The organism is Pseudomonas sp. MIACH (assembly GCF_001269925.1).
Taxonomy (GTDB): Bacteria; Pseudomonadota; Gammaproteobacteria; order Pseudomonadales; family Pseudomonadaceae; genus Aquipseudomonas.
In genome coordinates, this window is record NZ_LHVO01000018.1 from 207,553 (window position 1) to 232,196 (window position 24,644).

At 59.8% G+C, this 24,644-nt stretch carries 26 protein-coding genes; 9 read left to right on the forward strand and 17 right to left on the reverse strand.

Features of this window, described 5'->3' with window-relative positions; genetic code table 11:
• Positions 1 to 67 precede the first annotated feature (67 nt).
• Positions 68 to 1,033, forward strand: a complete 966-nt coding sequence (locus tag AD670_RS07350) for a cupin domain-containing protein (RefSeq protein WP_371263175.1) — start codon at positions 68 to 70, stop codon at positions 1,031 to 1,033.
• Between the two features lie 151 nt (positions 1,034 to 1,184).
• Here the strand turns inward: AD670_RS07350 and AD670_RS07355 are convergent, their stop codons facing one another.
• Complete coding sequence (locus tag AD670_RS07355; protein ID WP_053129883.1) at positions 1,185 to 2,492, reverse strand: ATP-binding protein; 1,308 nt, start codon at positions 2,490 to 2,492, stop codon at positions 1,185 to 1,187.
• A complete protein-coding gene (locus AD670_RS07360; RefSeq protein WP_053129886.1) occupies positions 2,489 to 3,229 on the reverse strand; it encodes a response regulator in 741 nt (246 codons plus the stop codon). The genes AD670_RS07355 and AD670_RS07360 overlap by 4 nt, the downstream gene beginning before the upstream one ends.
• A 305-nt stretch (positions 3,230 to 3,534) precedes the next feature.
• Here AD670_RS07360 and AD670_RS07365 point away from each other — a divergent pair, with 305 nt between their 5' ends.
• Both AD670_RS07365 and AD670_RS07370 read left to right on the forward strand, forming a co-directional pair.
• Entirely contained in the window at positions 3,535 to 3,795 is a 261-nt protein-coding gene (locus AD670_RS07365; protein ID WP_053129889.1) for a DUF2790 domain-containing protein, read from the forward strand.
• 29 nt (positions 3,796 to 3,824) lie between these two features.
• Positions 3,825 to 5,036: a cytochrome c biogenesis protein DipZ gene (locus AD670_RS07370; protein ID WP_053129892.1), complete on the forward strand. Its 1,212-nt coding sequence runs from the start codon at positions 3,825 to 3,827 to the stop codon at positions 5,034 to 5,036.
• Positions 5,037 to 5,135: 99 nt separating this feature from the next.
• Here AD670_RS07370 and AD670_RS07375 read toward each other — a convergent pair whose 3' ends face one another.
• The 10 genes from AD670_RS07375 to AD670_RS07420 all read right to left on the reverse strand — a co-directional run bounded on the left by AD670_RS07375 (position 5,136) and on the right by AD670_RS07420 (position 15,581).
• Positions 5,136 to 6,554 (reverse strand): aldehyde dehydrogenase family protein, encoded by a 1,419-nt coding sequence (locus AD670_RS07375; protein WP_053129895.1) that lies wholly within the window; start codon positions 6,552 to 6,554, stop codon positions 5,136 to 5,138.
• A 94-nt stretch (positions 6,555 to 6,648) separates the two neighbouring features.
• On the reverse strand, positions 6,649 to 7,398 hold the full coding sequence (locus AD670_RS07380; protein ID WP_053129898.1) for a creatininase family protein: 750 nt from the start codon (positions 7,396 to 7,398) through the stop codon (positions 6,649 to 6,651).
• Positions 7,399 to 7,487: 89 nt separating this feature from the next.
• Complete coding sequence (locus AD670_RS07385; RefSeq protein ID WP_053129901.1) at positions 7,488 to 8,264, reverse strand: alpha/beta fold hydrolase; 777 nt, start codon at positions 8,262 to 8,264, stop codon at positions 7,488 to 7,490.
• A 25-nt stretch (positions 8,265 to 8,289) separates the two neighbouring features.
• Complete coding sequence (locus AD670_RS07390; protein WP_053129904.1) at positions 8,290 to 8,799, reverse strand: cytochrome P460 family protein; 510 nt, start codon at positions 8,797 to 8,799, stop codon at positions 8,290 to 8,292.
• A gap of 24 nt (positions 8,800 to 8,823) precedes the next feature.
• The gene (locus AD670_RS07395) at positions 8,824 to 9,897 is read right to left on the reverse strand and encodes an alpha/beta fold hydrolase (protein ID WP_053129907.1); all 1,074 of its coding nucleotides are present in this window, start codon (positions 9,895 to 9,897) and stop codon (positions 8,824 to 8,826) included.
• A 62-nt stretch (positions 9,898 to 9,959) separates the two neighbouring features.
• On the reverse strand, positions 9,960 to 11,270 hold the full coding sequence (locus AD670_RS07400) for an epoxide hydrolase family protein (protein WP_053129910.1): 1,311 nt from the start codon (positions 11,268 to 11,270) through the stop codon (positions 9,960 to 9,962).
• A 505-nt stretch (positions 11,271 to 11,775) separates the two neighbouring features.
• On the reverse strand, positions 11,776 to 12,621 hold the full coding sequence (locus tag AD670_RS07405) for an alpha/beta fold hydrolase (protein WP_053129912.1): 846 nt from the start codon (positions 12,619 to 12,621) through the stop codon (positions 11,776 to 11,778).
• Positions 12,622 to 12,633: 12 nt separating this feature from the next.
• Positions 12,634 to 13,926, reverse strand: a complete 1,293-nt coding sequence (locus AD670_RS07410) for an FAD-binding oxidoreductase (RefSeq protein WP_053129914.1) — start codon at positions 13,924 to 13,926, stop codon at positions 12,634 to 12,636.
• A 57-nt stretch (positions 13,927 to 13,983) separates the two neighbouring features.
• Positions 13,984 to 14,406, reverse strand: coding sequence for a RidA family protein (locus tag AD670_RS07415; protein ID WP_053129916.1), 423 nt, complete (start codon positions 14,404 to 14,406; stop codon positions 13,984 to 13,986).
• 35 nt (positions 14,407 to 14,441) lie between these two features.
• A complete protein-coding gene (locus AD670_RS07420) occupies positions 14,442 to 15,581 on the reverse strand; it encodes a tyramine oxidase subunit B (protein ID WP_053129919.1) in 1,140 nt (379 codons plus the stop codon).
• Between the two features lie 186 nt (positions 15,582 to 15,767).
• On the opposite strand from AD670_RS07420, the gene AD670_RS07425 reads away from it, so the two are divergent.
• The 6 genes from AD670_RS07425 to AD670_RS07450 all read left to right on the forward strand — a co-directional run bounded on the left by AD670_RS07425 (position 15,768) and on the right by AD670_RS07450 (position 20,094).
• Positions 15,768 to 16,595, forward strand: a complete 828-nt coding sequence (locus AD670_RS07425; RefSeq protein ID WP_053129922.1) for an AraC family transcriptional regulator — start codon at positions 15,768 to 15,770, stop codon at positions 16,593 to 16,595.
• Positions 16,596 to 16,741: 146 nt separating this feature from the next.
• Positions 16,742 to 17,488, forward strand: coding sequence for a response regulator (locus AD670_RS07430; RefSeq protein WP_053129925.1), 747 nt, complete (start codon positions 16,742 to 16,744; stop codon positions 17,486 to 17,488).
• Positions 17,485 to 18,561 carry an ATP-binding protein gene (locus AD670_RS07435; protein WP_053129928.1) on the forward strand — a complete coding sequence of 359 codons (1,077 nt, stop codon included), beginning with the start codon at positions 17,485 to 17,487 and terminating at the stop codon, positions 18,559 to 18,561. Before AD670_RS07430 ends, AD670_RS07435 begins: the two co-directional genes overlap by 4 nt.
• A 23-nt stretch (positions 18,562 to 18,584) precedes the next feature.
• Positions 18,585 to 18,785, forward strand: coding sequence for a hypothetical protein (locus AD670_RS07440; RefSeq protein ID WP_012724254.1), 201 nt, complete (start codon positions 18,585 to 18,587; stop codon positions 18,783 to 18,785).
• A 20-nt stretch (positions 18,786 to 18,805) separates the two neighbouring features.
• Positions 18,806 to 19,204 (forward strand): hypothetical protein, encoded by a 399-nt coding sequence (locus AD670_RS07445; RefSeq protein WP_053129932.1) that lies wholly within the window; start codon positions 18,806 to 18,808, stop codon positions 19,202 to 19,204.
• A complete protein-coding gene (locus AD670_RS07450) occupies positions 19,177 to 20,094 on the forward strand; it encodes an ABC transporter six-transmembrane domain-containing protein (RefSeq protein ID WP_053129935.1) in 918 nt (305 codons plus the stop codon). Before AD670_RS07445 ends, AD670_RS07450 begins: the two co-directional genes overlap by 28 nt.
• A 12-nt stretch (positions 20,095 to 20,106) precedes the next feature.
• Here AD670_RS07450 and AD670_RS07455 read toward each other — a convergent pair whose 3' ends face one another.
• From AD670_RS07455 to AD670_RS07475, 5 genes are all read right to left on the reverse strand, one after another.
• Positions 20,107 to 21,048, reverse strand: a complete 942-nt coding sequence (locus tag AD670_RS07455) for a helix-turn-helix domain-containing protein (RefSeq protein WP_053129938.1) — start codon at positions 21,046 to 21,048, stop codon at positions 20,107 to 20,109.
• A 76-nt stretch (positions 21,049 to 21,124) separates the two neighbouring features.
• Positions 21,125 to 21,904 (reverse strand): 2-keto-4-pentenoate hydratase, encoded by a 780-nt coding sequence (locus AD670_RS07460; RefSeq protein ID WP_053129941.1) that lies wholly within the window; start codon positions 21,902 to 21,904, stop codon positions 21,125 to 21,127.
• Positions 21,901 to 23,508 (reverse strand): bifunctional 3-(3-hydroxy-phenyl)propionate/3-hydroxycinnamic acid hydroxylase, encoded by a 1,608-nt coding sequence (locus AD670_RS07465; protein WP_053129943.1) that lies wholly within the window; start codon positions 23,506 to 23,508, stop codon positions 21,901 to 21,903. The genes AD670_RS07460 and AD670_RS07465 overlap by 4 nt, the downstream gene beginning before the upstream one ends.
• A gap of 62 nt (positions 23,509 to 23,570) precedes the next feature.
• Entirely contained in the window at positions 23,571 to 24,173 is a 603-nt protein-coding gene (locus AD670_RS07470) for an amino acid synthesis family protein (RefSeq protein ID WP_043206254.1), read from the reverse strand.
• A gap of 10 nt (positions 24,174 to 24,183) precedes the next feature.
• Positions 24,184 to 24,642 carry a VOC family protein gene (locus AD670_RS07475; RefSeq protein ID WP_053129946.1) on the reverse strand — a complete coding sequence of 153 codons (459 nt, stop codon included), beginning with the start codon at positions 24,640 to 24,642 and terminating at the stop codon, positions 24,184 to 24,186.
• Positions 24,643 to 24,644 lie beyond the last annotated feature (2 nt).

The following is a 24,644-nucleotide window of genomic DNA, read 5'->3' on the forward strand; positions in this document are numbered from 1 at the left end:
TGAATCTGACATGGAATAGGGGCAAAACCCATGGCCACCATTGTCTAGACTAGACTTGGGACTGTGAATGCAGCAAAGTCCAATTATCTGTCGAGATCGTCCTACACACCTTATGGATCCCCTTTCCGAAACCCTCTCTCTTCTAAATACTCATAGCTCCTTTTTTGCAGGTCTGAAGGCTGGTGGAGATTGGGCCATCGATTTTCCACCACCCGACGGCATCAAGTTCAATGCAATCGTTGAAGGGACTTGTTGGCTAATGGTGGAAGGCGTGGAGCAACCTATCCGATTGACGGCCGGAGACTGCTTTCTTTTGCCACGCAAGCTGGCGTTTTCACTCCGCAGCGATTTGTCATTTCCGGCCATCCACTCGGATGCGATTTATCGCCATGCCGTCAATGGCATCGCCAGTTGTGGGACAGCCGATGAGTTTTTCCTGATCGGGGGACGTTTTGACTTCGGTGAGGAGGCTCGTCTTCTATTTGACGGATTGCCTCCCGTCGCGGTCATCAAAAGTGGTTCGGATCAAGCTTGCGTGCTGAATTGGGCCTTGCAGCGTATTGCTCATGAACTTACCAATCCGGCTCTTGGTAACTCGATTGTGGTTCAGCATCTCGGCCACATCATGCTAGTGCAGGTTCTACGAATTTATTTGATCCAAGAAGGAAATACCGCACCGAGCTGGCTGCTTGCTATATCTGATCCACGTATCGGGGCAACCATTCAAGCCATTCATGCCGATCCGGCGCGTTCTTGGTCAGTAGAGAACCTTGCCAAAATCGCAGGTTTTTCTCGCTCGACCTTCGCTTTGCGATTCAAGCAAAAATCTGGTGTCGCCCCTTTAGAGTACGTCTTGCGCTGGCGCATGCAATTAGCTACGAGATTGTTGAAAACAAACCGCACTACCATTTCGTCCATAGCACAAAAGCTGGGCTATGACTCCGACAGTGCTTTTAGCCACGCTTTCAAGCGCATTATGACGTGTTCACCTCGTGAATACAGAGAGAGAGTGGCCTCCATATCCCAGCAGTAGGGCTGATCTTCAGTAGGCTGACGAGGTACATATTTTGATAAGTCAGGCAGGACATGGTGTGCAGCCCGGGGCTTCGATTGCCAGCATCGTTTCAGCTCGTGTACCGGCAGTGATCGCTTTTGTAGGGGCGACTCGCTCCTGAGCAAGCCCGCTAAAAAGAGCGAGTCGGTAATCTCAGCTCAGCGCACAGTCCGCCGCCTTCGCGATTCCTCAAGGTCAGGGAGCCGCCGAGGGCTTGTGCCAGTTGCTGGGCGATAGCCAGGCCCAGGCCCGTGCCGCCGGTGCTGCGGTTGCGCGAATTTTCCACGCGGTAAAATGGCTCAATCACACGGGCCAGATCCTCCTCAGCGATGCCGGGACCACGATCCATCACGGTCACCGAGAGGCTGTCGCCGTCCTTCGATTCAACCCGCAGCTGCGCTGCACCGGCGAATTTGAGCGCGTTATCCGTGAGGTTTACCAGCACTCGGCGCAGCGCGTGGGGCCGGGTGTGGATCACTGCGTTGCTTTTGCCGCTGAGCTGCACGTCCTTGCCTATGTCCTGGTAGTCGAACACGAGGCTGTCGAGGAATGAATCAAGATCGGTACGGCGGCTTTCCTCGGTGGCACCATGCACGCTGCGGGCATAGGCAACGCCTTCACGCACCAGATGCTCCATCTCGCCGAGGTCATTCCACAATTTGTCTTTGTCGCCGCAGTCGTCCATCAATTCGGCACGCAGCTTCATGCGCGTGATCGGGGTTTGCAGGTCGTGGGAAATTGCCGCCAGCAGTTGCATGCGTTCTTTCAGATAGGCCGCAATGCGCGCCTGCATGGCATTGAAGGCGATGGCAGCGTGTGCGACTTCGGTTGGGCCTAGTTCATCCAGGTGCACCGGGTGAGTATTGGGATCGAGGTTTTCCACGGCCTGGGCCAGGCGGGTCAGCGGGCGTATGGCAATGCGGACGGCCAGCCACGCGCACAGAATCATCAAGGCCAACTGGCCCAGCAAAACCACCGGCAGCCACGGCGACAACGGCACCATCGAGGGGCGCACGTCGATGGTCACCGGGCTGCCGTCGGCCAGTTTCAGATGGACCTGGAAGTGTTTGATAGACCCGGGAATGTCTGTCACGGTCATCGGGTAATCCTTGCCGATGGCCTCCTTGATCGAGGTCACTGCAATCGGCGTGTCGCGCAGGGCGGTGCCTGGCGAGCCTTCATCGAGCAAATAGCGGTAATTGCGTCGATCCAGTTGTTTCAACCAACTCATGCGTTCCTCGGCGGGCAAGCGGTCAAGGATGGCAATGGACGTCGACACGTCGGTTTCCAGATTACCGAGCATGGTGTTTTTCGCGGTTTCGTAACGCTCGTAGTACTGCACGCCGAAGGACAAGGCCTGCGCCAGGGTCAGACCGACCAGAAAGATCAGCGACAGCCGCGATACAAGGGTACGAGGCCAATGCAGCGAAGGCTTCATGTCGGTGCTCCAAGCACTTCCACTGGCAGCGAGAAGACATACCCTTCGCTGCGCACGGTTTTGATGTAAGCCGGCTCGCGGGCATCGTCAAGCAGGCGTTGACGCAGACGGCTGACCAGCAGATCAATGGAGCGGTCGAACAGGTCGGCGTCACGGCCCTGGGTCAGGTTGAGCAACTGGTCGCGATTGAGTACCCGTTGCGGATGGTCGAGGAACACCCGCAGCAGGCGATATTCAGCGCCGCTGAGGGCGACCATGGTGCCGTCTTCATCAAGCAGATGGCGGGCGGAGGTGTCCAGGCGCCAGCGCCCGAACCCCAGCAACCTTCCGGTTTCGGTAACGACCAGGTTGGGCGGCAGCATGCGCGTGCGGCGCAGCACAGCGTTGATGCGCGCCAGCAATTCACGGGCGGAGAACGGCTTGACCAGGTAGTCGTCGGCGCCCATTTCCAAGCCGATGATGCGATCGGTTTCGTCGTTGCGTGCGGTCAGCATCAGCACCGGCGTGGCCTTGTGTTTGCCGGCGCGAATGTCGCGGCAGAGCACCAGGCCATCGTCGCCGGGCATCATGATGTCCAGCACGATCAGGTCCACCGGCGTGGCCTCGAGAAACGAGCGCATCTGGCGGCCATCCGCAACCACGGTGGTACGCAGGCCATTCTTCCTCAGGTAGTTGCCGACCATCTCTCGAATCTCACGGTCATCGTCCACGATGAGGATGTGATCAACGTGTTCCATGGGCCAAGCCTCTGTTATTGGGAATTGCGGCTCAGTCTATAGAGACTGAGCCCGCTCGCCCGCGACGGTTTGTATTGCAGTGTATCTGCTCTGGCGAAGGATACATGCAGAGGCAAAAACTACGAATTTCCGGGGTTTTGTATGGCTGTGTATCAGGACGGGGTCCTGATACGAACCGATTTATCCGCGCCTGTTTTTGACACAGGCGAGATACCTCGCGGGCTTCTAATGAGCCACATCGAGGCCAACCCAAGCGCCTCGGCTCAACTGAACGACCCAACCATTGAAGCCTTGAGGAAACGACCATGAACACCAATACCCTCTATGCCACTTGCCTGTTTGCCGCCCTGAATATCTGCACCTTCTCGGCCCGTGCCGAAGCCGACGTCACGCCGCAAACCTACACCTACGGCACGCACCTGGACATCCAGAAAGTGGTGGCATTGACACAGGATGCCGGGGCTTCCTGCGGCATTGTCGATGCCCAACTGACCTACCTGGATTCGCAGGGCAAGACCGAGATCCTGAACTACCGCAAATTTGCCGATTGCCACAGCGATAACTGAGTCCGGCCCACATTTCATCAGGTGACCTTATGTTCCTCATCGCATTCCTGGGCGGCTTATTGACCGTCCTCAGCCCTTGTATCCTGCCGGTCGTGCCATTTCTGTTCGCCGGTATCGACCGCACACGCTCATCGATCCTGCTCACCCTTGGCGGCATGGTCCTGACCTTCGCGCTGGTTTCCAGTCTGGCCGTGGTCAGCAGTGAATGGGTGATTCAGGCCAACAACACCGGGCGTCATGTGGCACTGGTGGTGATGGCGCTGTTTGCCTTGTCGCTGATCTCGGCGCGAATCAGTGGCTGGCTGGCCAGCCCGTTCGTGTTACTGGGCAATCGCCTCGACCCCGAGACACGCAAAATGTCCGGGCCACTGGGTTCGCTGATGACCGGTGTCGCCACCGGCCTGCTCTGGGCGCCGTGCGCAGGGCCTATCCTCGGGGTGATCCTTACCGGCGCCATGCTGCAAGGCGCCAATGCGCAAACCAGCCTGTTGCTGGTGGCCTACGGCCTGGGCAGTGCACTGTCGTTGGGTACGCTGATTTTCGCCGGACGCGGTTTAGTCAATCGCCTGAAGGCCTCGATTCCGGTCAGCGGTTGGCTGCGGCGCGCCACCGGTTTTGCGGTCCTGGCCGCAGCGCTGGTGATTTCTTCCGGTGCCGACAAGACGCTGTTGGCCGGGGCGTCGTCCGAAGGCGTCAGCGTGCTGGAAAAAGGCGTGCTGGAAAACGTCCCCAAAGTCGTCGAATACCTGGTAAGCAAGGCCAGGGCCGAACCCACCCTCGACAACGCACAAGGCCCGATGCCGTCGCTGTCCGGCGCGGTGGAATGGCTCAATTCGCCCGCACTGACCAGTGAGTCGCTCAGAGGCAAAGTGGTGCTCGTCGATTTCTGGACTTACGACTGCATCAATTGCCAGCACACCCTGCCGTATGTGAAGGACTGGGCGCAGAAATACGAGAAGGATGGCTTGGTGGTAATCGGCGTCCACACCCCGGAATATGGCTTTGAACGAATCATCAGCAATGTCAGGGATGAGGTGAAAAAGCTCGGCATCACTTACCCTGTGGCCATCGATAACAATTACGCGATCTGGCGCAACTTCGATAACCAGTACTGGCCCGCGCACTACCTGATCGACGCCAAAGGGCAAGTGCGTTTCACCCACTTCGGAGAAGGTCGCTACGAGACGCAGGAAAAGATGATTCAGCAACTGCTGCAGGAGGCGAAAGCTCCAGCCGCGTAACCCTTAAAAATCAATGGCCCACAGGCAACGCGCCGTGGGCCATTAGCTTTTTCTCCTGCGGCCCGGGTTGCGCGACCACAATCTCCCGCCAACCCCGGGCTAATCCGACACGATGCTTTTGGCCTCAAGAAATGCTTCCAGCCCAAAGACTCCAAACTCCCGGCCGACACCGGACTGCTTTACCCCGCCGAACGGCGCCAGCAGCTCTGGCGAAATTCTGTTGATCAACACCGAGCCGGCCTGCAGCTGGGTCGCCAAGCGTTGGGCACGTTCCGGTTGCCGGGAAAACACATAAGCCTGCAAACCGTAGAGACTGGCATTGGCAATATCGATCGCCTGTTCTGGCGAGTCATACGCAATGATCGATAGCACCGGGCCGAAAATCTCCTTTTGCGCGATGTCCATGTCACTGCTGACGTCGGCAAAGACCGTAGGCCTGACGAAATAGCCCTTATCCAAGCCGGTCGGTCTCCCCTCCCCGCCGATAATCAACGTCGCGCCTTGCGCCTGCCCGCAGCGGATAAAAGCTTGTACGCGGTCGAATTGGGCGCGATTGACCAGCGGCCCGAGAGCAGTGGCCGGATCCTGCGGATTGCCGACAACCATCGCTCCAACCAGGCTTTTGACGCGGTTGATAATGTCCTCGGCGTGCGTGCGTGGCACCAGCAGACGTGTGCCGGCGACACATGCCTGGCCGTTGTTCATGAACGCAGCATTCAGAGCCAGGGGAATGGCGGTGTCGAGATCGGCGTCATCCAGGATGATAGAGGCCGACTTCCCCGTGAGCGACAGACTCACTCGCTTCATGGTCTCGATTCCGGCGCGTGCAATGAGCTTTCCGGTGGCGGTGGACCCGGTGAATGAAACTTTCGCGATGAGTGGGCTGGCGCTGATTTCGGCACCCACATCACTGCCGCGTCCCAACAGAATGTTGAAAATCCCGTTGGGTAACTCTGCGCGATGCAACGCTTGGGCGAGCACGGTGGTCTGCAAGGGGCTCAACTCGCTCGGTTTGATGACCGAGGCACAGCCAGCCGCAATGGCCGATGCCAGTTTGCTGCATATCGTCCCGGCGGTGCTGTTCCAGGGGGCAAACAGCGCCGCGACTCCGACCGGCTCCATCACCACGGTAGCGTCACCGACCGAACGAATCAGATCGTAGTTTTTCAACAGCTGCGCGGCATTGCTAAATGACTGCGAAGCGTAGCGACTGACCCATTGCGCGCGGGCAAACGGCGCACCGTACTCTTCGATGGCGGTATCGCGAATTTCATTCGTGCTCGCCAGCACGGCAGCCTGCAACTGTTCAAGCATGTCGATACGCTCGGCCTTGGAGGTACGGCCCATCGCGACTTGAGCACGCGAAGCCGCCGCGATAGCGCGCCTGGCATCTTCACGATCAGCCAGGGTGAGCGTACCGATGACCGCCTCGGTAGCCGGATTGATGCATTGCACCGTTTCATTGCCCTGAACGGGAACGAATGCTCCATCAATGTAACTGTGATTGATCTTCCACATCGTGGCGTACCTGATTGATTGCGGTTGCCCGCGATAAGCACAACGCCCGGTATGCCCAGGCGTTGACCACGTCGAATCCCCCCTCTCCCGCGTTTCAGCCGGGCATCGGCTCATGGTTGAAGGCGTGCACCTCCTGAACCAGGCCTTGCGCTGCCATCATCACGAGTTGCCGGCCTTTTTCCGGGGACGCTTGCGCCGGGTCCGATCCCATGCGCCCATCCGGATGACGGGCGCGGAAATCTGCAGCCTCCCGAATGGGCCCCCAGTTGGCGATCTGTGGCGAGTAGTCAACCGACTTGATAGCGTGCGGATAGGCCCACTGGGTCACGGCAATTTCCGAAGGCGTTGCATGAATGCCGTGTCCTGTCGGGAACTGGTCCTTCGCCAGATCATTGATACCCTCAAGATCCCACCAGTTGCACAACTTCAAGGCGAAACCCGCCGGGCGACGTGCAAAACTCGCCTCGGCGTAGAGCTCTGAAAACGCCGCTTCAATCGACGCGATGTTGCCGCCATGGCCATTGAGGAAAAAGATTTTTTCAAACCCGTGTGCAGCCAGCGAGCGAGTCCAGTCTCCGATGGCGGCGATGAATGTCGAAGGCCTGAGCGAAATCGTTCCCGGGAAACCAAGATGATGTTGCGCCATGCCGATGTTGAACGTCGGGGCAATCAGGATATCCGCAGCCTCCTGCGCCTGATGAGCGATGATTTCGGGGCACATCCAGTCCGTCCCCAGCAGTCCGGTGGGCCCATGCTGCTCGTTGGAACCAATCGGGATGACGATGGTACGGCTGCGCTGGAGAAACGTCTCGATTTCGGCCCAGGTCGATAGATGTAAAAGCATCTGCGTTCTCTCTTTGGAAAGGTTCCTTACGGAACACGGATGGTGTTGATCAGAGCGATGTCTCCCTCTGCCGCTTCGACCTTGGCGTGTTACTTCGCCGTGGCCGCTTTTTCGATTAGGCGGGCAACCGGTTCCGGGTTCGAAACCATCACGACATGTGAAGCGCCCTTGACCACTTCCACTGCTTTGGCAGCGGCGCGCTTGGCCATGAATGCCATGGCTTGCGGGGGAATGTTCTTGTCCTTGTCGCCGTAGATGTACCAGGACGGAATATGCTTCCAGGCAGGATTGCCGGACGCTTCGTTGAGCGCCGCTTCCGTCACCGGGCGCTGGGTGGCTGCCATCAATGCCGCCTCTTTCGCGGGGACGTCAGCGGCGAACTGGGTGTGAAACTTGTCCTGCTGGATGTACAAGTCCTTGCCCCCATCGGCCAGCGGTACAGGCGCAGCCAGCGTTGGGCTCAGCGTGCTGCCCGGGAATTTGCCGGCCAGCCCGGCGACGGTTTCCCCGGCCTCAGGTGCAAATGCACTGACGTAAACCAGGGCTTTGACGTTGACATGATCGTTGGCCGCGTCACTGATAACGTTGCCGCCATAGGAGTGGCCGACCAACACCACCGGCGAATGAATGCTCGTCAGCAATGCCGAGATTGCTGCGCCATCGCTTTTTACACCACGTAATGGGTTGGCAGCGGCAACCACCGGGTAACCGTCCTTCTCGAGAATCTTCACGACGCCATTCCAACTCGACGCATCGGCAAAGGCACCATGTACGAGCACAATCGTGGGTTTTTCAGTTTGCGACCAGGCGTGTGTCGCCATGCTCAGGCTGACGGCGACGGCTAGTGCGGTTAATACTTTTTTCATGGTTAACTCCGGGTTTGACGGGAAATCAGGGAGCGAAGCGAGTGAAGACAAAATCGTGATTACGCACTCGCGCCTGGTGACAGGCGAAGCAGGTTTCGTGTTGGGCTTCATCGGCCGGTTTACCGTTGATAAACCGCCCGAATCCCCAACCACCGGTTGCTGCATATTTTTTCGAGTCCTTGACCATCACCTGCACGGTCGTGGCTGGCCCCGGTATGGACGCCGGCTCGAATTCCGGGGACTGCACATGTTTCCAGGCCAGCTTTACCAGCACCGTGCCATCAGGGAATGGCAGCGTTGAATCCTGATAAGCCTTGATGGCCAAGTCATTGCCCAGCACGGCTCGCAGTTCGTTCAAGGGGGCCGCTTCCTGCGCGGGCGCAATCAGCGGCCATAGGCGGTAGTTTTCAGGCAATTTCACGCCATAGATCGGTGAGGCGTCGCCATTACCGGCGTCGCCCGAGGCAACACCGGTAGCAGTCAACGCTGCGATTGCAATGGCAGTCGACATCGCGGCCAGAAATTTCAGCTTCATCATCGCTATCCCTTCCGCCGCTTCTCAAAGGTGATCGGCGTCGATCACCGCCTGGGCGAAGGCTTTCGGCGCTTCCTGCGGCAAGTTGTGGCCAACACCACCGGTGATCAATCGGTACTCATACTTGCCAGTGAAGCGCTTGGCGTACGCCTCGGCAGGTGGGTGCGGTGCGCCGTTCGCATCACCTTCCAGGGTGATGGTGGGCACGCTGATGGACGGAAATGCCGCGAGTTTCTTCTCCAGTGCGTCGTATCTGGCTTCGCCCTTGACCAACCCCAGGCGCCAGCGATAGTTGAAAATCGACACGGCCACGTGATCAGGGTTTTGCAAGGACGCCGCGCTGCGATCATAAGTGGGGTCGTCGAAATTCCACTGTGGCGACGCCAGCTTCCAGATGAGCTTGGCGAAGTCATGAGTGTTTTTTTCGTAGCCCAGGCGCCCGCGCTCGGTCGCGAAGTAGAACTGGTACCACCACTGCAGTTCGGCGGCTGGCGGCAATGGCGCCTTGCCCGCCTCTTGGCTGCCTATCAGGTAACCGCTCACAGCGACCAGGGCTTTCACTCTTTCCGGCCACAGTGCGGCAACGATATCTGCAGTGCGGGCGCCCCAGTCAAACCCACCCAGCACCGCCTTCTTGATCTTCAGCGCATCCATGAAGTCGATCAGGTCGTTCGCCAGCGCAGCAGGTTGACCATTGCGAACTGTCTTGGCCGAGAGAAAATGCGTGTCGCCATAACCACGCGCAGAAGGGATCAACACTCGATATCCCTTGTCCGCCAAAGCAGGAGCGACATCAGCGTATGCGTTGATATCGTAGGGCCATCCGTGCAACAAAATGACCACAGGGCCATCGGCTGGACCGAGTTCCGCGTAAGAAACGTCCAGCAGCCCCGCTTTCACATGCTTAAGATCACCGAGAGAGGTGTGAGCTCCCGGCGTGATAGCCCCAATGGTGGACGCGGGTACATCAGCCGCGCTGGCTTGGGAAAAACCGACAGACACCGCTGCGAATTGCAGCACCGCTGCTGCCAAAAGCGATGGGGCAAGACCCCGCAGGCGGCTGGATTTATTTTGGTTGTTCAGCAAGGTCATCTCCATGGTGTTTCTCCGTAGCGAGCCGCCGAATAGCGGCCCGGTGTGTTGACTGGATTGCGTGTGAGCTACTGGGCGGTCTTCGTTGCGCTCAGCTTGGCGCGCAGCGGCCGGAAGGCCTCCCGCAACTCCTCGCTGAACAATTGAGGTTGTTCCCAGGAAGCGAAGTGGCCGCCCTTGTTAACCTGGCTGTAGTAGGAAAGTGATGGGTAAGCGCGTTGCGCCCAGCTTTTTGGCGCCTGATAGATCTCGTGCGGGAAGACCGTGATCGCCACCGGCACCTTGATGCTTGCGGTGTTCTGCGCGGCAGCGCTGAAATTGTTGTTGTTGTTTTCCCAGTAGAAACGCGATGACGATGCGCCTGCGTTCGTCAGCCAGTACAGGCTGATATCGTCCAGCATTTCGTCACGGGTCAATACCCGTTCAGGCTGACCATCACTGTCCGTCCATGCGGCGATTTTTTCGTACATCCACGCCGCAGTACCGGTAGGCGAATCGGCCAGCAGGTAACCGATAGTCTGCGGGCGCGTAACCATCATCGCGCCGTATGCTGCATTGCGGCCGAAGAAGGTGCTCAAGGAATCAAACGCCTTGCGTTCAGGCTCAGTGAGCCCAACGGGGGCCGGGTCACCACTATTGATCGGCTTGACCAGTTCGGGCGGGATGGTGGCCGGCATGTTCAAGTGAATGCCCAACAGACCCGGCGGATTCAGGCGGCCCAATGCATCCGATATCACCGAACCGTGATCTCCGCCCTGGGAAACATAGTGGGTATATCCCAGACGCTTGATGAGCACATCCCAAGCCTTCGCGACTCGATCCGGCCCCCAGCCCAAGTCAGTTGGCTTACCGGAAAAACCGTGTCCCGGAATCGATGGAATGATCACGTCGAACGAATCTTCAACCTTACCCCCGTAAGCAACGGGATCCGTCAGCGGGCCGATAGTCTTCAGGAACTCGAACTGTGAGCCAGGCCATCCGTGTGTCAGAAGCAGCGGCATCGCGTTGGGGTTTCGCGAGCGAACATGGATGAATTGAATATCGACGCCGTCGATAGTGGTGATGAATTCAGGCAGCGCATTGAGCTTTGCTTCGGCCTTGCGCCAGTCATAGCCGCTGCCCCAATACTTCACCAGCGCCTGGACCTGGGCCAGCTGCACGCCTTGGGAAACATCATTGACGGTCTCTTTGTCCGGCCAGCGGGTCGCCGCAATGCGCTTTTTCAGATCGGTCAATTGAGCTTCATCGACATGAATTCGATAAGGTCGGATCGATTCGGGATTGGTCGAGGCCGAGCTGGCAACTGACGCATCGGCGGCCGGGCCAGCAGCCCAGGCACCACCGTTGCCGGCTATCAGAGCCAACCCCAAAACGCCCATTCTCACGGAAGAGGCCAGACAATGGCGCTAGGTGAAACCGAACGTAGCTGCAGGCATTTTGAATTTCCTATAAGTCATTGATCGACAACTTCGCGAAACGCGCAGAGATAGCTGCGAGTTAAATGAGTCATCCACTGGAGAAGGTTTGCGCCTTCTCGATGGGTTCATTTAAAGCCCCGCAGGTATCCCGTATGTGTCATCAACCGACTTAAAAGAATCGCTGTGTATCTATCTAAAGCGCAGATACAAAACGATACAAAACGACCACTCGCTCATCAGAAAGCCAATGCCCTGAATCGCCCCGGATTCTCTAGAGCAGTTAGCCAGTAATTTCAGGCTCATGAGCTGCTTATGAACATCTGACATAGCCCACTTGTTAAATCATATGTCAGGTCACTCAACTTCCTGCTCTCATCACCCACCAATACGAAAATCAATGTGTCGGCAGGTAACCCAGTGAGCTGCCGACCCTATCGCTTACCCTCACCTCAGACTGAAAGCCTCACTAAGCTTCACGCACCACACGGCTTAAAAAGTCTGCGACCAGGCGATTGAACACTTCGCCTTGATCGTCATGAACATAGTGACTGGCATCTGCCACTTCCACGGCTTGGACCTGGGGGTTGCTGGCGCACATGGCCTGCAGCATGGCCGGTGGTAGAAAGTCCGAGCGGCCACCGCGAATGAACAGGCTTGGGCAATCCAATGAGCGCACCGCCGGCCACAAATCAGTGGGTTCAATACTCAGTCGCGCCTCGGCAATTCCCTGCTGATCATGGCGCCAGCCAATCACGCCGTCGCGTTCTTGCATCGAGTGCGCCAGCCTGGATGCCAGGCCTTGCTCCGACAAACCTGGGCGTGAGGCTATCCAGAACGCGCGGGCTGCGTCCCAGCTGTCGAACTGCAACGGCGTCTGGCCCATTTCGCGACGAATACGCGCCGCGCCATCGCCCTGTGTTGAAGACCCGGGGCCGATGTCCTCGATCAGCAAACCGATCAGGCGACCGGGGTGTTGCCGCGCATATTCGAGGGCGTTGGCGCCGCCCAATGAATGCCCGAGCAAGACAAAACGCTGCAGGCCGGCATGGGCGATCAAATCCTCAAGGTCCTCGACATAGGATTGAGTGTGATAACTGGAAGGTTCAGCCCAGTCGCTCAACCCACGGCCACGCTGGTCCAGGGCATAAATGCAGTACCCCTCCCCCAGGGTTTGCACCAGCGATTCCCAGGTCTGGGCATAGGCTCGCAAGCCATGCAACAGCACCAAGGGCACACCGGTCTGGGCGCCCCAGCGCAAATAGTGCAGACGCAAGCCCGAACGATTGGTGAAGAAACAGCTGTCAGCAGGCATGGCCTTGCTCCTTTAGAAACGGTCGAAGCGGTAAGGGCTTGGGTCAATGATCGGCGTATGCCCACTGACCAGGTCCGCCGCAAGATGGCCCGCCGCCGGCGATGTGCCGAACCCGTGCCCCGAGAAGCCGGTGGCCACGGTCAGGCCCGGGATCTGCGCGACCGGCCCGATGACCGGATTGGAGTCCGGTGTTACATCGATAGTGCCCGCCCAGGCGTGGGCAATCCGCGCTTGTTCAAACACCGGCCAGGCGGCAATCAGGTTGTTCATCGCGTCGCCGTTGAGCCGTGGATTGGCCGCCGGATCCTGCACCCTGACGCGCTCGAACGGGCTCACGCTGTCGGCGCGCCAACGCCGTGCCAGCGCCAGGTCTTGGACAAACGGCTTGCCCAGCGACACATTCAGCACGCTGCGTTGCGCACGGAACTGCGGCATGTATTGCTTGGCGAGCAACAGGTGGTCGAGGGTCAGGAAGGCATCCAACTTACCGCGCTGAGTAATGATGAAACCGCCGTCCTTATGCTTGCGAAACGAAAAGTCCGGCGCGCCGACAGCAATCTCCGTCGGCCCGTCCATGGGGTGGGTGCGCAGCACCGAGCAGGTCAACGGCAGGGTCGGCAACGACACCCCGAGGTTGCCCAGAAAGCGCCGTGACCACATGCCCCCCGCGAGCAAGACGTGATCGCAGCGAATTTCGCCTTTTTCCGTGACCACACCACTGACCGCACCGGCAGCCATCTGCAACGTACGCACCGCGCACTGCTCAATGATCACCACACCCAAGGCCATGGCGGCCTTGGCAATCGCGCTGCTGGCCAGCGTCGGTTCGGCACGCGCATCGGATGGCGTAAAGATGCCGCCGGCCCACTGCCCTACGCCGCCGGGTACCAGCGCGTCAATCTCACGCTTGCTGAGCAGGCGCGAATCCAGCGACAAATGCTCCACCGACTTGAGCCAGTTTTCGTGCATGGCCATTTGCGCCGAGGTACGCCCGACAAACATGATGCCTTCCTGGCGATACCCCACATCTGTCCCTACCCGCTCAGGCATCTGCGCCCACAAGCGGTCAGCGGCGAGGGCCAGTGGGATGTCAGCGGCGTGGCGGCTGGTCTTGCGCACCCAGCCCAGGTTGCGGGATGACTGCTCGGCGGCGATCCGGCCTTTCTCCACGACCACCACCGAGATATTGCGCTCGGCCAGGGTCAGCGCAGCCGTCAGGCCAATGATCCCGCCGCCAATGATGACGACGGAGGTGGCGCGGGGAAACACGGTGGAGGTTGTCACGGGCGCTATTGTCGGTGCCATGGTCAAGACTCGGTAAGCGAATAAGGACGGCCACGCCTGCGCACGGCCGCGTGACGATTATTGCGACAGGCGAATGACCTCGACCTGCGCCTTCGACGCGTTGCGATACGCCGTCACTTCCAGCTCGACCTTGTAGACCGTCGAGCCCAGGGGTGGACAGGTGACGGTGCTGGCCGGATCGACGCCGCGAAACTTTTCACCGATCAGGCCCATCACGGCCGGCACATCCTTGGGGTCCTGGATAAAGACCCGCGAACACACCACATCGGCCAGGCTCGCATCGACGGCTTTCAGGGCCGACTCGATGTTGGCAAACACCTGGTGTGTCTGCTCCAGGACGTCTTCCGGGATCAGTTTGGTCTGCGGGTTGCGGCCAGCGGTGTTGGAAACGTAGATCCAGTTGTCCACCACCACCAGGCGCGAATAGCTGGCCTGGTCTTCGAACGGCGAACCGGTCTTGAGCTTGATGATTTTTGTCATGTCGAATACCTCGTCAGGTTGAAGGAAGGTGTGGCTCAGCGCAGCTCCGGGGTTTCCCACAGGTTCAGGGTCACGCCGATGCCTTGCTTGATAGCGTTGCGGTACACCACCGTGCCCCACGCCACGTCCTCGACGGGCATGCCACCCACCGACATGATGATGATTTCTTCATCGTTCCTGCGGCCAGGCGCGGCCCCGGCGATGATCTTGCCGATGTCCTCGACGTCTTCGAGCTGCATCTTGCCTTCGGCAATCATGTCCATGAAGCGCACGCCAATCACCGGCACATTGTGATGCGCGGGCTTGGGCAATTCTTCGAACCAGGCCTGGTAGAGACCGGTGTTATCGAGCACCTTACGTACGTCAAGCTGCTCCATTCCCGCGTCGAGCGAGCAAGACGCCGGCATCGCGAGGAAGGCGCCTGGCTTGACCCACTCACGCCGCACAATTGGGTAGATCGAGGGGTCGCCCGTGGCGCCGGAGCTACAATAAGTAACAAGGTCCGAGTCGCGGACCACCTCTTCGAGAGTGTCGACCACTTCTATCGTGGTGATCTGCGGATAAGTCTGTTCGACCCACGCGATAAAGTTGTCGAGGCTCTGCTGGCCACGGCCCTTGATCTTCAGTGTGTCGATATGCGGGCACACCGCAATGAAGGCCGCCAGGGTGGTCTTGCCCATCACGCCAGGACCAAGCAGGCCGACGACTTTTGAGTCTTTGCGCGCCAGGTGGCGTGCACCCACGCCGGGAATCGCACCGGTGCGATACGCCGACAGCAGGTTGGCCGACATATGGGCCAACGGCGCGCCGGTGTCGGGGTCGTTCAGGGTGAACATCAGGATGGAACGTGGCAGGCCTTTTTCGCGGTTGGCGATATTGGAGCCGTACCATTTCACCCCGGCGGTGCAGAAACTGCCGCCCAGGTAGGCCGGCATGGCCATCATGCGCCGATCAGCCGTGGGTTTGGGCATGTTCGGAAACGGCGAATCCTGCGGAAAAATCACCATCGCGCCATGGGAATCGTTGTTCGGGCCGGCCATGCGATAGTCACCGGCGTACAGCAAGCCGAACATCTCCTCCATGGTATTCACACAGGCCAGCATGTCGGTCACACCCGCGCGGATCATGTCCTGCTCGGAGAGGTAGATGAAGTCGATTTTTGTAGTTGTAGACATAGTTATTCTCGGGCTGAAGGTGATATCACTGCGATAGGCGCAGCTCCACGCTGTCGAGACCGAGTATCAGGCGGTGGGTATCGGCGGTATTGTAAATTTCGGACATGCCGCTCACGCCGACACGCGAATAGTTGGCGTGATTAATGCGTTAAATTTCCCGTAGCGCGGCCTTCCCTAGGTACAACCATGATCAAACCGAGCGTGCCGACTCCCCGGCACCACACAGCGAACGAACAGCCCTGGTTCGTGCTCAACTCTTCACGCTATTCGGTGATGCCTTGCGCGCACCCGGCGATCTCGCATTTCTATGCGTTCGATGTGGCGCAATCGTCCAACCTGCTGGCCGTACCGGACGGCTGTGTAGATATTTTGTTCGACTGTGATGCGACACGCCCCACGGCGCGAATCTGCGGCACTCCGCTGGTTGCCCAGGCGGTCGAGTTGCACCAGCACCACCACTACTTCGGCGTGCGCTTTGCACCGGGGGTCATTCCCGGCTTCGTCAATGTGCTTGCCGAGGAGTTGACCGAACGCGAACTCGACCTGCTGGAGGTCTCCGAGTTTGCCCAACGCATCTTCGAAAGCATCGTCCAGGCACCGCTGCTGGGCGATCAGATGCGGCTGTTCAACGACTACCTGACCCCGCGCCTGATGGGCAAGACGTCGAAACTCACCGCGATGATCATCCAGCAGGCGCTGCGCCATCGCGGCGATATTCGCATCCAGCAACTCGAAGACCTTAGCGGCTACACCAGCCGTACCCTGCACCGCCAGTTCAATCAGGACACCGGCATGTCACCCAAGACGTTTTGCCGGATCATCCGCTGCCAGGCGGCCCTGGACACCCTCAACACCCAGCACGATGTATCGTTTTCGCAGTTGGCCCTCGACCTGGGCTTTTCCGATCAATCGCACTTCCTGCGCGATTTCAAGAAACTGGTCAGCACCACCCCCTGCGACTACCAACGCACAATGACCCAAAACGCCTACACCGACAGGATCAGCTACGCCTGATCACACTCTGCGCAAATAAATCCGCGTCTCCATCGTTTCTCCATAAAACCTCCCATGAAAGCGCATGCTCGTGGTGCACAGTAGTCTTCGTCGCAACAGGCTAATTCGCCATACTGCGACGACCGAACAGCACGACCGAGCGGACCATGACCGAATCACACCGAGTATCGACACCCACGGACCTCGCGGACAAACGCCAGGCGTTGATATTGATCGCCGAAGACGAACCCGAAATCGCCGACATCCTCAGCGCCTATCTCAAGCGCAGTGGCTTCCAGACCGCCCATGCCCTGGATGGCCGCCGCGCCCTTGAACTGCATCAATCGCTCAAACCTGACCTGGTGCTGCTGGACGTGCTGATGCCGAACCTGGACGGCTGGATGGTACTGGCCGAGATCCGGCACCGGGGCACCACACCCGTGATCATGCTGACTGCCCAGGACCAGGACATGGACAAACTCATGGGCCTGCGCATCGGTGCCGACGACTACATCGTCAAACCGTTCAACCCGGCCGAAGTCGTCGCCAGGACCCAGGCGGTACTGCGACGCTCGCTCGATCATGGCTATGCCATCCGCCCCAGCGTACTGCGGGTGAACGCCTTTGAAATCGACATCGACAGCCATGAAGTCAGTGTGCAGATCGGGGCACAGAAGCACCCGCTCAACCTGACGGTAACCGAGTTCAGGTTGTTGGCCCAATTGGCCAAGGCCCCCAAGCGCGTATTCAGTCGCGCCGAATTGCTGGCCCTGTGTTCGCCCGAAAGCGACAGCCTGGAGCGCACAGTCGACAGCCATATCAGCAAGCTGCGACGCAAAATCGAAGATCTGGGCCTGCAGGGCGTACCGGCCAGTATCCGTGGGGTCGGCTACCGATTCGGGAGCACCCCATGAGGATCGCCAACAGTTTGAGCCGGCAGATCATTTTGTCGATGTCCGCCGTGGTGCTCTGTGTGATCGCACTGGCGGTGGTCGGTTCCTATGTGTTTTACGCGTTGCTCTGGATGTTCTGGCCGCCGTCGGATCTGGACGTGGACGAATGGCTGCCCACCGGCGTGGAGTGGGCATGGATGGCACTGATCACCTGCATCAGCCTGGCAGTGGGCGCCGTGGTCGCGATCAAACTGTCCCGACGCATTCTGATGCCCTTGAACTCGGTCGCAACCAGCCTGCGCCGCCTCGCCGACGGCGACCTCGATGCCCGGGCAACCGCCTCCAACCGCTCATTGGCGGAGGCCACCTTGTTAGTGGATGACTTCAACAGCATGGCCGACAGATTGAAACGCATGGCCGAGGAACAATCCTTCTGGAACGCCGCCATTGCACACGAACTGCGCACCCCGCTGACCATCCTGCGTGGCCGCCTGCAAGGGTTGGCGGAAGGAGTGTTCACCCCGGACCAGGCGCAGTTCTACAGTCTGCTGAACCAGGTGGAAGGCCTGACGCGCCTGATCGAAGACCTGCGGGTAGTGGGCCTGGCGGACAACGGCTACCTCGAAGTGCATATCCAAAGCGCCGACCTGGCCGAGGAAATCGAGGCAGACGCTCGCCTGTTCGAACCGGGCCTGCTTGCCGCCGGGTTCGTGCTGCATCTGGATCTGCTCGAACGGCCTGTGCAGTGTGATCCCGCCAGGATCCGCCAAGCGTTGCTGGCCATGCTGGACAATCTGAGACGGCATGCCACCCCAGGCAATGTCACGGTGCGCCTGAGCAGCCAGGATGGCCTGAATACCTTGAGTGTCGCGGACGAGGGTCCGGGCATAGAAGAGGCCTTCGCAACGCACATCTTCGAACCGTTCCAGCGCGGCGAAAGTTCGCGCTCCCGTGCCCAGGGCGGCAGCGGCCTGGGGCTCGCCGTGGTGCGCGCGATAGCCCTGTCCCACCAGGGCAGCGTGACCTGCCGGAACCTGGACAACGGCGGCACCTTATTCGAACTGAGCTGGCCCGACCAACTGGTCGCCATCTAACCCCAACCGCCCCAGGTGAAGGCATGCGCCTCTCTATTTTCAGGGTCAATCGGTACCGCCACTTTGCCTTGCTCGACACACAGGGACGTTGTATCGCTTTCAAGAGCTGCGAAGGGATTCCAGAGAACGGCAAATGGGTGCAAGTCAACGAAGTCAACCTGGCCTGGCTGAACCGCGCGCTGCCTGCGCGCGCCATGGCCAAGTCAAACACCCGCCCCTTGTAGGTCAGCCTGGGATTGCCTGTATGTCTACTAACGATCGCGATCGAAACCGAATTGACGTGACACTGCTTGAAGACTCGGTACGGCTCTACAGCGCCAAGCTCAGAAAACTGCAGCGGTTCTGGATTCCCCTGCAAAAACAGGCGCCCCGCCTGGTGTTGTCACTGTGGGTCCTGGGGGTGATCGCCTCGCTGTTCAGCCAGTCCTATTACCACTGGTTATTTACCGCGCCGGCCATTTGCCTGCTGATCATTCTCGAAATCGTCATCGAAGAAGTCCAGATCGACTTGTTATTGGTGACCGAGGAAACGCGCTATCTGCTCGACGTCACCCACGGTCTTTATACCGGGACCCTCAGTTCCCACCCCCGTACTCTGCGTAAGCCAGGTGGCCCATGCCCTCCGTCACACCTCCACTCCTGATCGAGCACAGCCGCAAGCTCGGGCAACAGTCCGCCAGCCAGACGCTCAAGGCGATCGCCAAGGCCTATCCGGGCAAGTTGTTCGGCACCCTGTCGCTGGTCGCGTTGGAAAATGCCCTGCTGCTCGCCTACCCCTTGTTTGCGGGGTTTGCCGTAGACGCCATGCTCCGTGGCGACGCCGGCAACGCCCTGCTCTACGCCGCCGTGGTCCTGGGTTTCTGGGTAGTGGGCGCCGCCCGGCGCGCCCTGGACACCCGCACCTTTACGCGTATCTACGCCGACCTTGCAGTGCCGGTGATTCTTAACCAGCGCCTGCAACGACACAGCACCTCCAAGGCCGCCGCACGGGTGGTATTGGCACGGGAATTCGTCGATTTTTTCGAAAAACACGTGCCCACGATTGCCACGGCGCTGGTCTCGATCATCGGCGCGGCCGCCATGTTGTTGGCGATTGAACCCTGGGTCGGCCTGGCGTGCCTGTTGGCGCTGGCGCTCTGTCTCGTCGTAGTGCCTGGCTTTGCGCGGCGCAACCAGCGCTTGCATGAGCGCTTGAACAACCGTCTGGAAAAGGAAATCAGCCTGGTGGAAAGCGTCGGCGCGCACACCTTGCGTCGTCACTATCAGGTGCTGTCGCGATTGCGTATCTTGCTATCGGACCGCGAGGCCATCGCCTTTCTCACCATCGGCATTCTGGCAGCCTTGCTGTTTGTGGTCGCCATCAGCCAACTGGCACTGGCGCCTGCGGTGAAGGCCGGCCATATCTACGCGGTGATGACTTACCTGTGGACGTTCGTCAGTTGCCTGGATGAAGCCCCCAGCGTGGTCGACCAATTGGCTCGGCTCAAGGACATCGGCAAACGCGTGGATCCGGGGTTGAACGAGGCGGCCTGACCCTTCGCTTACTCAGAGGTTCGCCCGCTGAGTTTCCGATGGAGACTCGCCAAACAACTCGCGGTAATGCGCGGCGAAGTGGCTCAGATGGAAAAAACCCATGGCCACCGCCACATCGCCGACGTTCTGGCTGCAGGCCGGGGTCGTGATCAACTGCCGGCGTACCGCGTTCAGGCGCAGGTTGCGCAGGTACTCGACCGGGCGCATGCCGGTCACCGCCTGGAAACTGTTCTGCAGGGTCCGTCGGCTGACCCGCAGGTGTTCGCACAGGTCGAGAATGCTCAGTGGCGTGTCACCGCTGGCGTCGATCAACTCCTGGCAACGCTTGACCAGGTAGGCACTCACGGCGAAGTTGCCACGCCGGCAACGTACTTCGTCGGTGGCGTTGCTGAACAGATCGAGAAAGGCGCCAAGCAGCTCGTCTTCGAGCATCTTTTCGGCGCAGGCACTGATAGGGTCCGTCTGTTGCAATAGGTGACGAAACAGCGGGTAGATACGCTGGCGTATCCGCAACAGTAACGCGTCATCCACGCAAATCTGGGAACGGGTGGTGACGCGCTTGAGTTGGTCGCTGGACAATTCGAAAGCGGCGAGTTTGGCAAAACGTACGGTGTCGACGTTAAGCGCGAAGAAATGCGTGCCTTCGGGCGCATGCAATACAAACTCCTCGCCGTCGCGCAACAGCACCACGTTGTGCGCGCCCACCTGCTGCCCCTGTACCACCGGTGCACTGCCCAACGACATGGCCACGCACAGTCGTCCTTTAGGCGCAAAGCCACGCTGCACCACGCGCTTGTCCAGCACTTCCTGGAAGATCTGAAAGCGCTCGGCAGACAATTGGCGCAGCCCACTGGTCAGGCAGCCACGCCCCAGTTGGTCATACACTTGCCGCCAGCCCTGGATGGAGCCGGCGTGCAATTGAGGGTCATTGAAGGTTCGAACTTCAGCAAGCATGGTCGTCGTTCCTCGGGGGCCCCGTTGTCGTATCGGCCTGAAGGGGACTGGAGTCATCCTTGACGGCAGCTAGGGCTCACACTGCGGCAGTGTCCGCAGTGAAAAGCAAAGCCAGTTCCGTGCCAAACATCTGCAGGCGGTAGGTGCAGGGCTGGATATTCATCGGCGCCAACAGCGCGCCAGACAGCACCACTTGCCCGGCCTCCACCGGTTGACCATCGGCCAGCAGCCGGCGTATCAGCCAGCACAGATTGGCCAGCGGTGGATCTTCCCGGCCCAGGGTCTCCCCTTCGCTGCAGATCGCGCCTGCGCATTCCAGGCGGAACGCCACGTTGGCATGTTCAACAGGGTCGAAAACGGTTCTGGGTCCCAGGCAATACAAGCCCGCCGCTGCGTTGTCGGCCAGAAAGGCCCCTACCCCGAACGTCCACCCCTGCCAACGGCAGTCGGCAATCTCGAACGCGGGTGCCACTTCGGCAATTGCGGCCAGGATTTCTTCATCGCTGTAGTCACCTGGCGCCAGGCTGCGACCCAGCACAATCGCCACTTCGACTTCGAGCTTGGGCTGGATCAACCGCGAAAGCGCCACCGCCGTGTTCGACGGCACGCGCATCTGATCGGTCAGGCCGCCATACACCGGTTCGTCAATGCCGAAGCGCCGTTGCGCGGCGCTGCCAGCGAAGGCGATCTTCCAACCGCTGAACTGTTCGCCCGCCGCCAGGCGCGCATCCAGCGCTAGGCGTTGCAGTGCGTAGCCGCCGCGCAGGTCCAGCGCCTCGGGGGCCAGTGGCGCAATCGCTTGCACCGCACGCGTGGCCTGGTCTAACTGGCTTAATACGCCCGTATCGATGCTCATGACAGTTGCCCCGCTAACTTGCGTAATACCGCGTCAAGCCGCTCCGGCGTGGTGATGGCGGCAACAAACCGATCCGGACGCACCACGACGATGCAATCGCGCACCCTGGAGAACCATTCACCGAGGCGGTTATCCACATCTTCCACGCTGATGGCGTCCGTGGCCGTCAATGGCTGGTTGCGGACCGGACCACTGCGCGAACGATTGACCTGGATAAAGCGCGTGTCCCAGCGAGCCCAGAACGTTGCCATTTCTGCGCTCAGTTGCTCACGTGGATTGACCCGGTAACCCAGCACCGCGTAGGAATTGCCCAGCACGTCATCCAGACGCCGGCGTTGCCCCTGGGCGTCTTCGATATACGGCTGCACAAACAGCTGGCCGACCAGGTCGTCTTCGCGCAGTTCGGCACGCTCGTGATAGACCAGCCCTTTGGTGATGGTCGCCTTGGGTTTGAACTTGAACTCCAGCAGGTGCGAGCGCAGGTTATCGACGCTGTTCACCGCCTGGAACAACCAGTCGCGCACGCCGGCCATCAATGGGTTGGTCAGCCCCAAGACCGTGCCCATATTGTCGGCCAGGGCCACCAGTTCGGTGGCGTGTCCGCGACGTTCCTGGTCGTAGCTGGCGAGGATCCCATGGGACGCGCGCCCCTGGATGATCGCCGCCAGTTTCCAGGCCACGTTGGCCACGTCGCGCAGCCCGGAATTAAGGCCCTGCCCGGCCCAGGGTGGCGATATATGCGCAGCATCGCCGACCAGTGCCACACGCCCCTGGACAAACCGCGCCGCCACCCGTGAATGGTGGGTGTAGGCGCGGATACGGATGATATTCAACGCATCCACCGCATCGCCGATATGCCCACGGATCAGGTCGCGGATGGTGCTCTCTTCGCACATCTTCGCCTCATTTTCGCCCTCCATCAGCATGAATTCCCAGCGTCGCTGCTGGTAGGGCAAGTAGATGCACACGAACGGCCGCTGCGGATCGGCATGCAGTGCGGTATAGGGCGCATCAAGGGTGTCATTGGCGACATCCACCACCACCCATTTGCGCGCATGGGTCAGCCCCAGCAGTTCGACACCCAACTTTTTGCGTACGGTGGAGCGCCCGCCATCGGCGCCGATCACGTAATCGGCACGCAGCTGATAGACCTCGCCCTGGGCATCGCGCACCTGCAAGGTCACACCCTCTCCATCCTGCTCCAGCTCCAGCATTTCATGGCCCTGGCGCAGCACTACACTGCTGCGCTGCCCCAGGGTTTCGCGCAGCGTGCCTTCGAGCAGCTGCTGCATGAAGATGTTGCGCATGGGCCAGCCGTAATGCGCGGTACTGGGCTTGACCTCGGCAAAACACACACCACGGGCGTTGTAATAGCGCAGCGGCACGTCGCAGATCATGTCGCGCACGGCCAGTTCGGCAATGCCGATAGCCTGCAGCACGCGCAACGCTTCATCGTCCATGCCCACCGCACGCGGGTACGGCAGTATGCAGTCGGCAAGCTCAAGGACGACGCAGTCGATACCGTACATCCCCATATAGTGCGCGGCCGTGATCCCATTGGGCCCGCCCCCGACAATGACAACCTGGGTCTTCTCCTGCTTCATCGCTATTCACCGCTTTCTTGTTGTGGTTTTAAACCGGCGTTGCCAAGGCCGCACGCCTGCAATCAGTGCAGTCCATCAATACCTTTGATGTCTTCGGCCAGCAGGCCACCCAGCCGTGCATGCAAGCGGCCACGGGTGGCGAAGGCCCAGATCACGATGACTTCATCCGGCGCGGGGCCGTCGCCGAACATCAGCGACATGCTGTCGTAGTGGGAACGCACGTAGAGCGCATCCTTGTGTGCCAGCGGTACGTCGATGGTCGAACCCGGTCCGCCGCGCTTGCCGGTAGACGGCACCCACGACTTGCCACCCCCCAGCGCGACGCGAATCGGATCGGCGGCCGGGTTGGTCAGGAACGCGTTGCCGTGCTCGTATTCGCCCGCGCTGCCGACCAGGATCGCCTTACCATAGCTGACGATCTCATGGGCACCGGCCAGTGCCTGTATGCGCCGGCCGAACTCTTCGCCCAACAGCGGCGATGGATCGACCAGCTCGGCAAGCGACTCGCTGTAGCGACCGGCATAGGGGTTGGCGATCACGGCGGCAATCGCGTACTTGAACAGCGGCTCGCCATCGGCCAGTTGGCCGGTTTCGTTGGCCAGGGTTTCTTCGACGAAGCTGTACCATTTGCGGATGTGATACGTAGCAAAGTTCGCGGTTTTCATCAGCATTGCCTCAAAGTGGGTCGAGTGGATCGAGGTTGAAATGTCGGCTCGGCGCGCCGGCAGCCTTGAAACGGGCCTTGCCGAGCGCATCGTCGTGTTCGGTTTCGAGAAAGAATTCCATGCGATTGCCGTCAGGGTCGTTGAAGTACACGCCATGACCGATCTCGTGATCGGTGATCTTCACCACCTCGACGCCCTTGCCCAGCAACATGCCGTAAAGCTGGCGCAAGGTGGTCATGTCCCCGGCGATTTCCAGGCCGTAATGTTGCAGCCCCAGGCCACCTTGATGGGCGCCGGGATCGGCACGAATCAAGGCGATGTCGTGGTGCTTGCCGCCAAACGCCATCATGACCCAGCTCTCGCCTCGGGCACTTTCGTGCATGCCCAGGATGTCGGCGTACCAGCGCGCCGACACGTCAGGGTCACTGACCCAGAGCGATAGGTGAGTCCGCAGGATCTCGATCTTCATGG

Excerpts from the sequence above, each read along its gene's own strand:
- AD670_RS07360 (WP_053129886.1), bottom strand. The coding sequence starts at position 3,229 with ATGGAACACGTTGATCACATCCTCATCGTGGACGATGACCGTGAGATT.
- AD670_RS07370 (WP_053129892.1), top strand. The coding sequence starts at position 3,825 with ATGTTCCTCATCGCATTCCTGGGCGGCTTATTGACCGTCCTCAGCCCT.
- AD670_RS07420 (WP_053129919.1), bottom strand. The coding sequence starts at position 15,581 with ATGTCTACAACTACAAAAATCGACTTCATCTACCTCTCCGAGCAGGAC.
- AD670_RS07375 (WP_053129895.1), bottom strand. The coding sequence starts at position 6,554 with ATGTGGAAGATCAATCACAGTTACATTGATGGAGCATTCGTTCCCGTT.
- AD670_RS07395 (WP_053129907.1), bottom strand. The coding sequence starts at position 9,897 with ATGGAGATGACCTTGCTGAACAACCAAAATAAATCCAGCCGCCTGCGG.
- AD670_RS07410 (WP_053129914.1), bottom strand. The coding sequence starts at position 13,926 with ATGGCACCGACAATAGCGCCCGTGACAACCTCCACCGTGTTTCCCCGC.
- AD670_RS07355 (WP_053129883.1), bottom strand. The coding sequence starts at position 2,492 with ATGAAGCCTTCGCTGCATTGGCCTCGTACCCTTGTATCGCGGCTGTCG.
- AD670_RS07405 (WP_053129912.1), bottom strand. The coding sequence starts at position 12,621 with ATGCCTGCTGACAGCTGTTTCTTCACCAATCGTTCGGGCTTGCGTCTG.
- AD670_RS07465 (WP_053129943.1), bottom strand. The coding sequence starts at position 23,508 with ATGAAGCAGGAGAAGACCCAGGTTGTCATTGTCGGGGGCGGGCCCAAT.
- AD670_RS07365 (WP_053129889.1), top strand. The coding sequence starts at position 3,535 with ATGAACACCAATACCCTCTATGCCACTTGCCTGTTTGCCGCCCTGAAT.
- AD670_RS07470 (WP_043206254.1), bottom strand. The coding sequence starts at position 24,173 with ATGAAAACCGCGAACTTTGCTACGTATCACATCCGCAAATGGTACAGC.
- AD670_RS07455 (WP_053129938.1), bottom strand. The coding sequence starts at position 21,048 with ATGCTTGCTGAAGTTCGAACCTTCAATGACCCTCAATTGCACGCCGGC.
- AD670_RS07350 (WP_371263175.1), top strand. The coding sequence starts at position 68 with ATGCAGCAAAGTCCAATTATCTGTCGAGATCGTCCTACACACCTTATG.
- AD670_RS07450 (WP_053129935.1), top strand. The coding sequence starts at position 19,177 with ATGCCCTCCGTCACACCTCCACTCCTGATCGAGCACAGCCGCAAGCTC.
- AD670_RS07415 (WP_053129916.1), bottom strand. The coding sequence starts at position 14,406 with ATGACAAAAATCATCAAGCTCAAGACCGGTTCGCCGTTCGAAGACCAG.
- AD670_RS07425 (WP_053129922.1), top strand. The coding sequence starts at position 15,768 with ATGATCAAACCGAGCGTGCCGACTCCCCGGCACCACACAGCGAACGAA.
- AD670_RS07400 (WP_053129910.1), bottom strand. The coding sequence starts at position 11,270 with ATGGGCGTTTTGGGGTTGGCTCTGATAGCCGGCAACGGTGGTGCCTGG.
- AD670_RS07445 (WP_053129932.1), top strand. The coding sequence starts at position 18,806 with ATGTCTACTAACGATCGCGATCGAAACCGAATTGACGTGACACTGCTT.
- AD670_RS07435 (WP_053129928.1), top strand. The coding sequence starts at position 17,485 with ATGAGGATCGCCAACAGTTTGAGCCGGCAGATCATTTTGTCGATGTCC.
- AD670_RS07385 (WP_053129901.1), bottom strand. The coding sequence starts at position 8,264 with ATGAAAAAAGTATTAACCGCACTAGCCGTCGCCGTCAGCCTGAGCATG.
- AD670_RS07380 (WP_053129898.1), bottom strand. The coding sequence starts at position 7,398 with ATGCTTTTACATCTATCGACCTGGGCCGAAATCGAGACGTTTCTCCAG.
- AD670_RS07430 (WP_053129925.1), top strand. The coding sequence starts at position 16,742 with ATGACCGAATCACACCGAGTATCGACACCCACGGACCTCGCGGACAAA.
- AD670_RS07475 (WP_053129946.1), bottom strand. The coding sequence starts at position 24,642 with ATGAAGATCGAGATCCTGCGGACTCACCTATCGCTCTGGGTCAGTGAC.
- AD670_RS07440 (WP_012724254.1), top strand. The coding sequence starts at position 18,585 with ATGCGCCTCTCTATTTTCAGGGTCAATCGGTACCGCCACTTTGCCTTG.
- AD670_RS07390 (WP_053129904.1), bottom strand. The coding sequence starts at position 8,799 with ATGAAGCTGAAATTTCTGGCCGCGATGTCGACTGCCATTGCAATCGCA.
- AD670_RS07460 (WP_053129941.1), bottom strand. The coding sequence starts at position 21,904 with ATGAGCATCGATACGGGCGTATTAAGCCAGTTAGACCAGGCCACGCGT.